The sequence below is a fragment of the Actinospica acidithermotolerans genome, from assembly GCF_018139625.1.
GTDB classification, from domain to species: Bacteria; Actinomycetota; Actinomycetes; order Streptomycetales; family Catenulisporaceae; genus Actinospica; species Actinospica acidithermotolerans.
In genome coordinates, this window is sequence record NZ_JAGSOH010000020.1 from 25,451 (window position 1) to 39,918 (window position 14,468).

Here is a 14,468-nt window from a genome sequence, read left to right on the forward strand (position 1 = left end):
GCATCGCATCGGCCGGATCGGAGTAAAGCGTGGCCGAACTGCCCGAGCACAAGGTGCGCGACCTACTCGCCGCGAATCTGCACATCCTCGAGACCGGACTCCGCCTGGTGCGCGTGGAGTTCCCTCTGGCCAACGACCACGGCGCTCGCGGCTCGATCGATATCCTCGCGCGCGACCGGCACGGCATGTACGTCATTATCGAAGTGAAGCGAGCCAACAGCTCAGCGCGCGAGGCGCTTCACGAGGTCGCCAAGTACTCCGGGCTCCTTGCCGCCCGCGGCATCGATCCGGTTGAGATTCGCGCGATCATCGTTTCCACCACCTGGCACGAGCTACGAGTCGCCTTCAGCGCGGCCGTTCGCTCCAGCGAGCTCGATCTGCGCGGATTCGAGTTGTCCATCGATACCAGCGTCGAGCCCCCCACGCTGACCGCCCACCCGATCGCGCCGCTTCCGGCACCGCGGCTGCGCCCGATTAGTGGTTGCCATCTCATCTTCATCTGCCAGCGCCCGGAAGAGCGCGCTGCGACTTGGCGGCGCCTGCACGACCTCGCTAAGACACAGGGCATCGAGCACATGGTCGCCGTCGACATGACCTGGACCGGGCCAGCCCACCGGGTCGTGGGCAAGTACGCCTTGTACCTCGCACTCGCCGAGATGGACTACGACCTTCCCCATGTCGCTGAGCTGGCCGCATACGCTACCGAGTTCGGCTGCGATGATGAGCAGTGGCCCGCCGAATCCGAGGCCCTCGCGCGCCTCGTGCGCGACGTGCGGACCCGCAGTCAGGAGATGGGGAGCTTCACCGTATTCGCCAGCCTACTCGGCAGTCATTGGCATTTCGAGGGATTCCGTGGGACCGGCCTCTACCGCGAGGACGGCCATCTCTCGCTCATGGACGTCGTGCACGAGCTCGCGGGCACTGCACGCAGCCTCAACCCCTACTTCCTGTCTGAAACTGCCACTCCCAGCAACCGACGGCGGTGGATGGACTACATCGAACGGGTTCGACCCATCGTGGCCGGCTGCGGAGCCTGGGAGCTGCTACCCGCATGGCTAAGTGACGCGGGCCGGGCCCACCCCAACGCGGACTTCCTGATCACCGTCAACAATCCGCTCGATCTCGTCTCCTCCGTTATCCACGGCTACCCGGACCGGATGACGGAGTACGCCCCCATGCTCAAATGCCAAGTCTTTGAGGCAGGACAGCGCGTCATCGCTCTGGAGGGCGCGCTCGTGTGGAACGGGCGGATGTCGTGGGATCTGCACGAACGCATCGACGAGTTGTTCGGCGGGAAGCTCGGCTGGGCCGCGCAGAAGGGCGACGTCGAGCTGGAGCAGATCGCGTTGGAGATCGCAGGACTGCGGCACGCGATGGTCGAGGTCGACACGGACGGTGCGCTGCACATGATCGAGCCCAGCGCTGAGGGATACACACGCGTGCGCCAAGGCAGGCGGGCGTCTGGTGAACAGGCGCTGTCGATGGCGCCACTTCACGACTTCTACGCCGGGCACCGTGACGTGCTGAAGATGCTGTGGTTCGCGTTCGACGGGCCCTACATCGGCCAGACAGCAAACCGCTAACCGCTAACCGGCGCGCTTAGATCCGTCCCACTCGAGATCCATGCGGATCATCTGGCGCAGGTACCAGCTGAGCCGTTCGGTGACCTCGGGATCGCGCATGTCCTGCTCAGGAAGGTGCGCGATACTCAACGGGCCGATCGCGCTGATCGCATCGTGGATGGCGCCGGTGAGCGCCGTCGAGGTCCACAGCTTGGAGACGCTCTCCGTGGTCATGGTCCTTAACGCTGCCGAGCCGGCGAGCTTGCCACCTGCGGAATGCAGCAGCGGAGATAGCCACCAGGCGAAGTCCGGCAGCGTGGGGTCCACGAATCTCGGCTGGCCCAGATCGAGGAAGTTCACCCAGAAGTGCGCGATGAGGTGCGGGTCCTGCTTTCGCATGCGGTGAAGGCGATCGGCGTAGACGAGGGCTACTGCGCTGGTTGTAGAGCTCGGGCTTCTCGCTGCGGTTACGGCTTCGTCGATCGATGTGGCCTGGGTCAGTCGGTGCGTCACCAGGCCGTAGCGCATGCCGGTTCGCTCTGCGATCTCTTCGCAGAACGAGGCGTGCAGTTCGCCGGTGGGCAAGAAATGCTCGATGCCGGAGCTGCTCTCGCGTGCCGCCCGTGCGGCTGCCGCGAACCGGCTACCGGCGCATAGTTCGCCGACCTCGACCTCGGTGACGCCTTCGGTGAGGCCGGGCACCGGTGGATTGAGCGCGAAATCGATCAAGGCGAGCAGAAGTCCGGGGGCGAGGTGCCGTCCGGCGAGGTCCTCAGCACACTGCTCGACCAGGTCGAAGTGCCCGTCGCCGCGCTTGGCCGGAACGCGTGGGCCCAGGCGTGGCGCAGCGAAGCGGCTCACATAGCCCGAGTACGTCGCATCGGACTCGTCCAAGGCGCTCGCGCACTCCAGAAGGTCAAGCACGGTGGGGAGCCCGCCGTCCTCGGATGCGCCGTCGCTGTAGACCAGGGGCCCGCGGGGCCGATAGAGACGCATCGCATGGTTCGAGTTCGCGCTCCACGTCAGGTCCAGTGCCTCGGCCAGGAGACCGGCCACTGGGGCATCCGAGCCCTGGGTGCCCAGCAGTACTTCGTAAGCGCGGTTCAGATCCAGCCAGTTCTGGCCGCGCACTGCCACACTCATCCCTGCTCGCGCCAACAGATTCGTGGCGTCGGCGCCGATGATGGGTATGTCGGCCGCGCGAAGCTCAGCGAGGTCATTGACCGTATCGTCGTCGAGCGAGAGAAAGATCTCCATGGCCGCCTGGTCCCGCGCGGCGCGCAAGAGCGTGAGCAAGACGCCCAGGGTCGAACCGTAGAACCGGGACCACGGGCCGTATTCGTGGACGCGCCGGGCGTTCCAGGTAATAAACATGTCCACGAGCCCTGCCCGGCTCGGGTGGGGGTCACTGCCGAAGTACACATCGCTGCGCAGGTCCAGGCGCGAACCGTCCGGCAGGTGAAGCGCAGGAGACACCCGACCGTCCCTCCCGCCCACCGCTGCTTGCCCTCCGTGATTCCAAGAGCCGTCTAAGCACTCTACAACAGGCCCCTGCGCTCTAGCCCGTCGCGTGGTCCGATCGGCCCGGATGCGGTGGTGGACGGCGTGCGGACCGCAGGGCCGAGCTGATGTCGACACGTCTGTCAAGCTGGCGCTCCAGGCGTGGACTCATCCCATCGGGTGAAGTGCTGGCATCGAGAACTGTCGCATTTGCCCTTGTGATCTGCAGGAGCACCGTGTGATCGATACGCCGCATTGTCGGACCGTCGCGTCTCTGTCGGTGGGCTCTGGCAGGATGCTCGATCACGGAAGGCCCCCTCAGGACACTCAGTAAAGTGGATGGGATCTTGTGATTACTCTTATGGACCCGTGCGCGCTGCGCCGGGACACCCTCGTGACCGCGATGGTCCGCTCGGGCTACGCCTATTCGGTCCGCGACACCGAGCCGGCCGCCTGGTTCGAGATGGCGCGCATGGCCGGGGTGGTGATGGCCACCTGCGGCCCGGGACGCGGCCCGAAGGGCGTCGACTCACTCATCACCGCGCTCGAGCGCCCGCTCAAAGAACTCGCCCCCGAACTGCTCGCGGACACGGCGGTCGCCGATGTGCAGGTGCTGATCGATGGAGAGCTCAACGACGAGGTGCTCGAGCGGTGCTGCGAGCGCGTGATCGATGTCCTGGGCAAGAACGATCGCACCTCGTCGTGGCTGCCTTCGTGGGCGTATACGCGCGGGGAGATGATCGAGAACGACGCCTTCCGGCGCCTGCACGACGGCGCGAGCCCGGAGCAGTACACCGCCGGTCGCAGATTCGTAATCGAACATCCCGCCGGCGAGTTCGACGCGCTGATCAACGCGGCGAACGCGCTCAAGTCGCTGCGACCGGCGGTCGAGTACCGGACGCTGCCCGGCGACAGGGTGTATCAGGATGCGTACTGGTGGGCGTGCCCAACCTGCCGGTATCCGATGCGGGTGGAAGGCAGCCGTGTGTGGTGCACCTACGGGCCGCATCAGGCGGACTACTTCGTCAGGAAGGTCGCCGGCTCCCGCGGTGGACCGTTGCTCTCGCGCCGCGATCCCGGCGTACCGGGGCGAGCGCCGGGAGCGCAGACGTTCCGCGCGGATGGCGAGCGCCGGAGTGTGTGCGTCCCGGTGTCGGTCTGGCGACACATCGTGGTCTCCGGGGTGACCGAGCTCGAGCTCTACCGATGGCTTGAGCGCCAAAAGGCCAAATACGAGAAACTGCTGACCATCGGGCTGTTTCCCGGCAAGGACAAGGCCGACGTCCTCGTCGAGATCGAGAAGGCTGGTTACAGCGAGCTGTTCGACGTCAAGGACGTTTTCGACGCGGTCCGCCTGGCCGAGGAGGTGCTCGCCAAACCTCTCGCAGCGAAGGTGATCGTGCTGCCCGACCACCGCGGCGAGTCGCAGCGGCGCCAACTGCAGAGCCTGCTTCCGGGCTACCGGATCGAGCTGGTAACGGGCGTGCGCAGGGAGATCGAACGCGCCCTGCGCCAGGCCGAGCGGAGCGCGGCATGATCGACGAGTTCGAAGACCGCGCGACGCCACGCGCAGACGAAACCGCCCTCTACCCGCGGCTTATCTCATGCTCCCTGCTGTTCGCCGAGCGGCATTTCGCCGTCAAGGACGACCATTTCGGCACCGTCGTGCCGCTCTCGGCAGCCCAGTACCTGCTGACCGGGCAGCTCGACGCGTGGAGTGGTGCGCAGGATCTGAGCGAACTCGAGGAACTGCTGCTCGCCCGCATGCTCAGGCACCGGCAGAACCTGCTCGCCGTCGACACGGAGTTCTTCAACTACGCCCCCTCGATGCTCGCCGAAGGCCGCATCACCCACTTCGGGCCGGCCGGCGAGGGCGCCGCCGCGCCCCATCACGGGAGCGATCCGCTTGCCTGCGCACGAGCCCTGCTCGACGAGCTCGACACCATCCGGGCCCAGGCACCCTCGCGCTCCGTCGTGGCTCCGCCCGGTATGTACACGGCTCCGCTGCGCGTAGCCAACCAGGACACCGGGGCGTCGTTCACCATCGACGCCCGCTACCACCTCCAGGAGCATCACAAGGCGCCGGAGGTCGCCGTGCCGCGAGTCACAACCGCGCCTCCGCTGCCGGAGATCGGGGTGAAGGTCCTCCAGTTCCAGCAGCTCGCCGCGACCCTCGACGGCCTGCAGGGCCAGACGTTTAGAACGACGAACACGCTGTTCGCGAACCTGCGCACCGGGCAGGACGAGCAGGTGCGCGACGAGCTGCGGCTTAGCGCTGGCCCGATGTCCGTGCTCAACGCCCCCACCGGCGTCGGCAAGTCCGTGATGATGCGCGGCCTGGGCAGCTGGTGCGTCCAACAGGACACGACCCTCGCGCTGGTGGTGCCGAACAACTTCGCCGCGCTCGAACTCGCTTACGGGATCATCCAGGACCTCGACGCTCTCGGACTGCCCTCCCGCGGCGTGGTGGTGCCGCTGATGTCGCCCGACTCGATGATGGCAGTGCGCGAGAAGGTCACCGCCACCAGCCGCGATCCCGGATTCATCGCCTGGGTCAACCGCACGCTGGGCTACGGCTGCGGACTGACCGGCACCGCAGAGCTCGACGAAGAGGTCGACGCGTGGGTGCCCGGCGCGGAGCCGTGCCGCGATCTGATCCCGATCGGCACTCCCGCGCCTGAACGCGCCGGCAGCGGACAGCCGAGGAGGCCGAAGCTCCCGGTCATCCACACCTGCCCGTTCTACCAGAGCTGCGGCAAGCACACGCTGGTCGAACAGGCGGCCACCGCGAAGATCATCGTGACGACGCACGCCAACTTCCAGGTCGGGCGCCTGCGCATCCCGGTGGCGTTCGACGACGGTGAGCCGGTCGAGAACGAGAGTGTCGAGCGGCTCGTTCTGGCCCGCAGTCAACTGGTGGTGATCGACGAGGTCGACGCGTTCCAGGACACCGCGTTGGGCCGAGCCGGGCGCGAACTGGTCTTGATGTGGGGCGGGCGCACCGACGGGGTCCCCCTGCACGAACTGGACCGGCAGGTCACCGAGGCGTTCACCCGCGTCCCGGGCTCGATGGACGAACCCACGCGCGGCCACCTGTTCGCCGCCCGCCTGTCCTCGATGGACTACGCCAACCACCTCGCCCGGGGCCGGCTGGGGCCGACACCGGCGCGCCGAGCCAAGGGCGGCAAGCGGGCGCAGCGCGGAGTCGACCAGCATCCGCAGTGGATCATCCCCAACCGGTGGGACGGGTATCTCGCGGTCATGCTCAAGGCGTTCTTCCGACAGGACAAGGCCTTCATGGTCACCGATCCCGAGGCACACCGCCACGAGCAGGCGGACATGGTGATGCTCAAGCACCTGACCCGCAGCAAGACCCCGCTCGAGGACCTGCCTGCCCACGTCAAGCCGATCGCGGAGGCATTGCGGGCCCTGACGGCGCCGAGCGCGGTCGGCGGTGTGCTCGAGCATACCCGCCGCGTGCTCGATGCCGAGCTGTCCGAGTGGATCGGCGACCGGCTGCGCGTGGAGACAGTGGACCGGCTGCTGCGCCGCTCCTACCTGGTGCCGCTGCGCTCGACCCTGTACTGGTTCGTGAACAACGCCAACCGGCTCAACACCGCCGGCATCCCCGCGGCCCGGCAGATCGCCGACGCGCTCGGGGCCTACAGCACCTGGCGGGCGGCCCCGTATGGCCCGCAGGGCCGGTTGATGTTCGCCTTCACCGAGCACGTACCGGAGGGAAACCCGGGAGATACCCGCCTCGCGGTATCCGGGTTCGGCGGCGACCCGCACGTCTACACCACCGGACTCGGCTCGGTCACCGCGCTCGCCCAGGCCGGGCACTCCAGGGCGGTGCTCGGCCTCTCGGCCACCGCCTACTTCCCCGGAGCCCACCGCCACCACATCCACACCCCGCCCACCTGGTGGGTACCGGACCTGGACGCCGGCGGGGTGAGCGTACGCGCCGAGCCGATCCCCGGTCTTGACCGCGAGATGATCCGCATCAGCGGCAAGACCGGAAAGAAACGGCGGGAGGCGACCCGGCTACTCGGACGCAAGCTCGCCCCCCGCCTGGGCCGTGAGCTCGAGGACCTCGCGCAGGCCACCGACACCCCCGGGGTGCAGGACCGCATCGCCTTGGCCACCACCTCCTACGAAAGCTGCATCCTGCTGGCCGAGGGGCTTCGCCAGGGAGGGATCGACCCGGAACTGATCTGCGTAGGTGTACGACCGGACGCGCAGGCGTGCCTGGACCAGCCGGGCATGTGGAACGAACTTCCCGGCGACCGGCTCGAGGACTTCGGACGGATGCGTCGGGCCCGCATCATCATCGCCCCGCTCGGGCGCATCGAACGCTCCTTGAACATCCTCGCGCCCGCCCAGACCCGCTCCGCAATCGGGTCGATCTGGCTCGCGATCCGCCCTGTCCCGCTGATCGACGATCCCGCGGAACTGCTCGCACACGTTAACGCCGCCGCATACGCCCAGGCCCGCTCCAGCGAGACTCCCTGGCTCGAGCTCAAGCGACGCCGCGATATCGCCGGGCACTACTTCGAGGACCTGGCCACCAGCCAGCGGTATATGAGAGCCCTGCCCAAACGCGCCCAGATGGCGCTGGCCGCGGAACTCATCATCACCCTGATCCAGCTCGTCGGGCGCGCGCGGCGCGGCGGAACCCCCGGGGTGGTCAACCTCGTGGACTACGCGTTCCTCGACCCGCGCGGCGGATCGGACCTGCCCAAGCTCATCCAGGAACTGCGCGCCGACTGGGAGCGCACCGGCGAGCTGCCGCGGCTTCGCGCCTACTACGGGGCCACCCTCCAGGCCTTCTTCGACTTCGCCGACACCCACCGCAAGGACCGCTCATGCTAGCCACGCTCGGTTTCCTCATCCCGCCCACCGAGCTCGGCTCCGTCACCCTCTACCCCCTGACCGAACAATTCGGGGCGGCGTGGCGGCAGCTGCCCGGGTACAGCGACAGCGGCGCGCGCCCCCGCACCCCCGCCTACGCCGCCCTGGCTACCGCGCTCAGCGCCGTGACGGGCCAGCCCGTAGTCCTCATGCCCGACACCGCTGGCCTGGTAGACGACGAACTGGCCGAACCCGCCGTCCTCGTCACCACCGACCCGATCTCCGCCGACACCCTCGCGACCGCCGCACGCGCCTGGGAGCGCCTGATCCGCGCGGGAGATGACGCCGACACCATCGGGCCGCTGCTCGCCGCCGCAACCCCGCGCCGAGCCCCGCTCGCCGACTACGTCCGCAACGCCGAGCACGGCCGCCCCCAGGCCAACGGGTGGTTCTACCGGGTAGCGACCTGGTCATTCGCGAAGCGGCTCGCCGCAGAGCCCTTCCGCCTGGCCGGCTACCCGAAGCCGATCACCTGGCGGATGGACACCGCCGGCAGCCTGTGGAGCTGGAACGACGTCGTCACGCGCACCCGGTACCGCGGACGCGAGATCGGGCGCGCCATGCACAAGCTCGACCTGCGGATGATCACCCTCCCCGGGGAGTCGTGCTACGCGCTCAACATCCTGCCCACCTTCACGCGCCTGGCCGCGCACTGGGCCGGCACCCGCACCGCCGTCATGGCGCGCGGCGGGGATGACGGCACCGTGCTGCGCCTGCCGGTCGGCCACCGCAAGAACGGCGAAGGGTGGGAACCGTACGTGCGCAACTACGCCGCCCAGGTCGTCGAGGCCTGCGGCCTCGAAGCACTGGAACTGGGCACCAACGACGACCTTCGCCAGTTGAACGGCTCGACCCGCGTGCTGGTGCCGGGCCCGACCGAGTTCCCCTTGGGCAAAGGCACCGGTACCCGCTTCGACCTGGCCGTGGCCAGGCACGCCAAGGAGGCGCTGGCGGGACTCACCCCGGTCGAATACGAAGACACCGGTTTCCGGCTTCCGGAGCAGACCACCGGGAAGATCGCGCCGCAGGACGTCGACCTCGCCATCGAGGCCACCGGCCATCCCCGCGCCCGCATCCTCGCGCTCTACACCCATACCCACACCCGGCAGCGCATGATCGAGACCCTGGGCGACTACGCCGCGGGCGAGCAGGCGCCTCACATCACCGACGGCACGGACGTCGCGCTCACCGAGCGGCTGTGCGTACGCTTCCACCACGTGCCAGCGCTTTCCCACACCGGGCAGGTCGACTGGGACGAGCAACTCCGCATCCTGCTACCCTCCCCCACCGACCCGGCGCTGAGCACGTCGTGGCTCGAGACCCCGTGGAAACCGCTCACCGCCCGCCAGGCCCGAGCCCAGTCCCGCAGTGCCACCCAGCCGGTCGACCACAAGCGCACCCTGCAACGCCACCTCGCCCGCCAGCAGATCGTCACCCAGTTCCTGCGCACCCTCGACCCACCCAACCTCGACGAGACGCCGCCGGGCGAACCCGAGAGCGAGACGGCCACGACCGTCCCCAAGCAGCGCGCCGCTCGCGACTACAAGGCCGAAAACGCCCTGCGCGACCTGCTGTTTCGCTCCGGAATCCTTGACACCCGCCTGGCCCGCTACTCCAGCTTCGACGAACCGACCCTCCTGATCGGACTCCACCTGCGCCAACAGCGCGAATCGAGCAGGCGCCCGGGCGGGGCCGACCTCACCCAGATGGTCGAAGTCCTCACCGCCGTCTACACCAGCGGCGCCCCGGACAAGCCCTGGCGGATCGAGGCGTACGACCACGACAGCGGCCGGTGGATCGCCCAGGCCGAAGGCCAAACGGCCTTCCACACCCAGCCGATCGGCCAGCCCGGACACGCCCGGCACCGCGATGGCGCCGAGAAGGTGCGCGAGCACATCGAAGCAGCCCTGCGCGTCCTGCCCGGCGACCTCCCCACGGCGATCTTCGTCGACGCGGAGGCCGGCCGCACGATCTGGCCAGGACTCCAACACGCCAACCTCGGTCAAGGGCTGCTGCCCGGCTACAGCCTGCGCGAGCGCGGCCGGCAGGTCGCGGTCGTGAGCGTCAACACCTCCTACGGTGAAGTGCCCCAGCCCGTCGACCGACCCGACGGGCGCCACAGCGACCCGAACAAGCCCCTCGAACCCCAGGACTCGCTCTACCGGCGCACCAGCAGCACGGGGATCACCACCTGGGTACTCGGCCAAGCCTCCCGCACCTACACGGGGTTCGGTAGCGTTGGGCGCGCCGGCGGGAAATACACCCGGTTCACCGTCCCCGAAGACGACTCCGCCTTCCTCGGCAACGACTGGCACTCGTTCACCGCAGTCCACTACACCATCGTCGACCGCGGCCCCTGGAACGAGCGCGAACCGGCTCTCGCCGAGGCGATCGCCGAGCTGTGTCACCAGCCCATCGCCGGGGACTACCGCACCAAACACCCCGTGCCCCTACACGCGGCAAAACTCATCGACCAAGGCCACCCCGAATACCGCGGACGCAGCCTCCCCGACGGGGCAGGTGCCACCGACCAAGACGACTAAGCGGCGTCTGAACAGCCGTCATGGGGCCGGACGCCGCAGCCCATGACGGCGTTCAGACTCCGCCGATCAGAGCTCTACCATTTGCTGAAGCACGCGGTGTCCCTCGACAGCCGGCTCGCGGAAGAGGAACAAGATGAACTCTGTGCCAGCCGCAGGGTCCTCCGCATGCCGCCGGAGGTGGCGGCGCGCCCTCGAGACCCACGGGGGCTACCCCGTGCCGGCGATCACTCCGTGGCGCGACGGCCAGCCGATGTTCGCCGACCAGAGTGCCATGCCGCCTCGTGATTTGCCTCATGCGCGGGCTGTGTTCGGTCTCCGGAATGAAAATACCTCCCGGTCCCGTATGGCGGGTCATCGACGAGGAAATGACAGCACTCGGAGTGCCACCCAGATGACCATCGGCTTGACCAGGCCATCGAGAACGGGCGAAATGCGTACAGCGCAGCCTTCGGCGGGTAGTCCCGCCGCCCTGGGCAGCAGCGCACGCATAATATCTGTGCCGCTGCTTCGGAGAGCCCAGGATTTTCAGCCACGTCCGAACCCTGTCTAGCAAGGAGGTCGAATCCTTTGACACTACCGCTGTACCCGCAACTGAAGCTCAAGATCGAAAAGCTCCTTGACACTCAAGCTAGAGCCGCTGCACGCGGTCAGCTTGGCATGTTCGCGCCTATCCCCAGATCCAAGCAGCATGAGGGAAACCGACTGCAGTACACGACCATCGATGGCGCCGTGAAAGCGGCGGAATACCAGCGAGCGGCCGCAGCGTGCACCATCGAGCTTGCCGACATCCCCACCATGTCTCTCGATGATGCCGTCGCGCTCGCGCGTAAGCGCGGCGAGGAGTTGGGAGTACAGCAGGCGAAGTTCAATTTCGAATCCTTCAACCAGGCAGTTGAAGAAGTCGGCAACTCGGTACAGATGAACGGCCAGCCGCTCACTGTCGAGGCCGCGCTGCAGCTGTTCGAGAAGATGCAACTGCCCTTCGATGCAGCCGGCAGGCCGCTGATGCCCACGTGGCACACCGGGCCAGACCTAGAGGCGAGCGTTGCAGACGTGCTTCGCCAGCTGAACGAGGACCCGGCGGCGCAGGCGCGCCTGCAAGAAATCGTCGACCGGAAGAGGGAGGAGTGGAATGCTGAGCAAGATCGTAGAAAACTGGTTGCCTAATGTTGGCGAGCTGACCTTCACTGTTCCGTTTTGCCAGCTCCTGCTACGGCAGGGCAAGCGGGTCATTCATATTTCCAGCCAGGGGCCCATGGAGCAGGGAAAGGACATCATCGCGATTGACGGCGAAGGTCGAGTCCACTGCTACCAGCTCAAGTGCGGGCAGATCACGAGCAACTCGTGGCGGGAAATCAAAGGAGAAATCGATGAGCTCGTAGAATTGCCGCCAGTCCATCCATCGCTGCCAGGAGAGGTTTTCGAGTGGGACGCCTACCTCGTAACGAATGGCAACATCGCAAATCCTGCCGTCAGGACAATCAAAGACTACTCCGACGCCAAGGCGGGCGCGGGGCATCGCCCACTCAAGACGATCGTCGCAGGCGAGCTTGCCAGAGACTTCACGGACTGTTTCGGGGGCTTCCTCCCCGTCGAAATCACCGACCTGCAAGTGTTTCTCGAGCTCTACAACCAGCCCGGGGACGAAAGCCTTGACTGCGGGAAGTTCAAGCAGTACTTCGAAGTCTTCTTCGCAGGCCACTCGAGCGGCTCCCGTCAAAAGAAGAGCGAAGCCATCCAAGCGTCCCTGATCCTCACCAGCTACCTGATGACGTACAAGTACGCTGCGGGGAATAGGCTCGATATCATCAAAGCCCATGTCTTGCTGCTCGTAAGCATCTACCAGTTCGCCGAAGCGAACGGCTTGAAACCGTCGCTGTACAGAGGCACTGAACGCCTGGCTTACGGGGCCATCGAACTCGAATTCCGCCAGCTGATCGACGAACTCGCGGAGCATTCAAACAATTTCGTCGAAGCCAAGTACGGCCTGCTCTCCGAGGCCGTCACGTATAAGCTCCGCTGCACGGACCTCCTCGGCTACGTCGCGTCATACCTGAACTACTGCCGCATCTTGCGCAAAAACCCCCATCGAGCCGGCGAGATTGGCGCCATCATGGAGAAGCTGGAGGCGGGGAAGGTTCTAGCGGGTGAGTACGCCGTGCCGCTCTTGGTCAACGCGTGCTTCACGGCATGGGCGAGTGGGCGGGAACAGGAAGCCAACGACCGGCTGTGCGGCCTGCTGGGCGGCATTCTGGTGGCCAGCCTCCAACAGCGCGGTCTTCCTAGCCCGTACTACGCCGCGGCCGAGGCCGCGGAATGGCAGATCGGCATCGCCGGGGACGACGTCGATGAGGACTTCCGGTTCAAGTCGTATTCTCTGCAAACGATCCTCCTGTTGCTCGCCCGGAGCACGCAGCGAGACTTCCTCGCCCGCAACTGGAAGCTCATCTCCACTCATTCTATGATCGAACTGGTGCCGGACGACCCTGCGGACTACCTAGCCTGGAGATTCAGCAACGGTACGCAAGTCGACCGCTTCCCTGGGGCGCCGCAGAGCTGGGCGCGCCTGGTGGCCGATGCTCAGACGGACCACCTCGCCTCCCTTCCCCCGGTACTGCGTGACCGGCGCCACTTCCTGCCGCTGTTCGTCAACGCCATGCCTCAGCGCTTCAACCACAAGGTCGCACTCACCCTCCTCGACGCGATCGTGTCCGCCCCGGATTGACTGTCCGAGAACCGTGCAGCACCGAAGCGAATCTCGCCATGCGCGCGCAGTGATCGCTGCGCCTTACACTCACTTGCTTCAATCCTCGCGGTCACACCCTCGGGCATCGCATCGACAGGGGCCGAGCCGATGGCGGCCGGAGCCCTGCGGCAGGTGGCCGCTCATCGCGTGCGCGCCGTGATCGCCCGCGTGCCCGACCCGCAGCTACGCGCCGCGTTTCTCCGTACCGGGCTGAGCCTGCGCGGCAACGAAGCAGCCCTCGAAGCCGCGCGCGCCCTGCACGCCGTCATCACCCAGGACCCGACTCTGCTCGAACACGACCAGCGGCATCGACTGATCAACCTGGCCATCGCCTTCGCCTGCACCATCCCCGAGGTGAGCCGCGCCGCCGAGGAATCACATGTCACGCTCGATGCCGTACCCGCATTGGCCAGTGATTGGATCGGCGGGCTGGCGATCGACCAGCTGCGTGACGGGCATGTCGACAGGCTCGCCGTGAGCGACCCGATGCGTTTCGCAACCGTCCTTGATCGGCTGATCACAAAAGAGTTGGCCTGGGCGCTGTCCGCCCTGCTCCATCTGCTCGAGCATGCGTGCGCGCAGCCGCTGACACCTGTGCTCGAAGCGCTGCCAGCCATGGCGAAATATGGGGTGGACTCTCCCGCCGCGTGCTTCGCCTCCGCCATCGGGGTGCGCGACCGCGGCGACGCTATCGGCCTGGGCGAACTATGCCCGATCGAGGCCTCAACCTCCTTTCGGGCGTTTCTGTACTGGGTAGGCACCGACGCGCCCTGGAATACCTCTGGTTTGAGCCCTGACACGCTCGCTCGGCTCGCCGGACATGCCGCGACGCTCGCCGCTCCTCGCGCGCTGCTCGCGTTCGTCGCCGGGCGCATCCGCACGATCAGCGTCCCGCTCGTACCCAAGCGAGGCTATGGCGACCTGCCCCTCATACTCAGTAATGGCGATCCACTTCACCTGCGCCGCGACCATAGCCGCTCCGATACTTCCGACGCAATCGCGGTGACCAACTACAGCAGGCGGACGGTGGGATACCTCGATCCTGCCTACGCCCGACCCTCGCGCCGCCCGCATACGGCCCCGGCTTTCACGACCGCCGGCCGCGAATCCTCGTCCGCGCGAAGCCTTCGGGTGCAGCCAGCCCGGTACGGCGATGCAGCACGAGCAATACGCGCGCAGGCATCGTGACGACGTGGACGCCACTCT

At 67.0% G+C, this 14,468-nt stretch carries 8 protein-coding genes; 7 read left to right on the plus strand and 1 reads right to left on the minus strand.

The genetic code is table 11. From position 1 onward, the window contains the following. Nucleotides 1-29 precede the first annotated feature (29 nt). On the plus strand, nt 30-1,583 hold the full coding sequence (locus KDK95_RS09930) for an endonuclease NucS domain-containing protein (protein ID WP_212517776.1): 1,554 nt from the start codon (nt 30-32) through the stop codon (nt 1,581-1,583). Between the two features lie 3 nt (nt 1,584-1,586). Here the strand turns inward: KDK95_RS09930 and KDK95_RS09935 are convergent, their stop codons facing one another. Then, on the minus strand, nt 1,587-3,038 hold the full coding sequence (locus KDK95_RS09935; RefSeq protein WP_212517777.1) for a hypothetical protein: 1,452 nt from the start codon (nt 3,036-3,038) through the stop codon (nt 1,587-1,589). A gap of 373 nt (nt 3,039-3,411) precedes the next feature. On the opposite strand from KDK95_RS09935, the gene KDK95_RS09940 reads away from it, so the two are divergent. The 6 genes from KDK95_RS09940 to KDK95_RS09965 all read left to right on the plus strand — a co-directional run bounded on the left by KDK95_RS09940 (nt 3,412) and on the right by KDK95_RS09965 (nt 14,450). Next, nucleotides 3,412-4,599 (plus strand): restriction endonuclease-related protein, encoded by a 1,188-nt coding sequence (locus tag KDK95_RS09940; protein ID WP_212517778.1) that lies wholly within the window; start codon nt 3,412-3,414, stop codon nt 4,597-4,599. Beyond that, the gene (locus KDK95_RS09945; protein WP_212517779.1) at nt 4,596-7,934 is read left to right on the plus strand and encodes a hypothetical protein; all 3,339 of its coding nucleotides are present in this window, start codon (nt 4,596-4,598) and stop codon (nt 7,932-7,934) included. The genes KDK95_RS09940 and KDK95_RS09945 overlap by 4 nt, the downstream gene beginning before the upstream one ends. Continuing rightward, nucleotides 7,928-10,516 (plus strand): RNaseH domain-containing protein, encoded by a 2,589-nt coding sequence (locus tag KDK95_RS09950; RefSeq protein ID WP_212517780.1) that lies wholly within the window; start codon nt 7,928-7,930, stop codon nt 10,514-10,516. The genes KDK95_RS09945 and KDK95_RS09950 overlap by 7 nt, the downstream gene beginning before the upstream one ends. A 567-nt stretch (nt 10,517-11,083) precedes the next feature. After that, entirely contained in the window at nt 11,084-11,683 is a 600-nt protein-coding gene (locus KDK95_RS09955) for a hypothetical protein (RefSeq protein ID WP_212517781.1), read from the plus strand. Then, nucleotides 11,649-13,241 carry a hypothetical protein gene (locus tag KDK95_RS09960; protein WP_212517782.1) on the plus strand — a complete coding sequence of 531 codons (1,593 nt, stop codon included), beginning with the start codon at nt 11,649-11,651 and terminating at the stop codon, nt 13,239-13,241. Before KDK95_RS09955 ends, KDK95_RS09960 begins: the two co-directional genes overlap by 35 nt. 129 nt (nt 13,242-13,370) lie before the next feature. Beyond that, nucleotides 13,371-14,450 (plus strand): hypothetical protein, encoded by a 1,080-nt coding sequence (locus KDK95_RS09965; RefSeq protein ID WP_212517783.1) that lies wholly within the window; start codon nt 13,371-13,373, stop codon nt 14,448-14,450. Nucleotides 14,451-14,468: the final 18 nt, after the last annotated feature.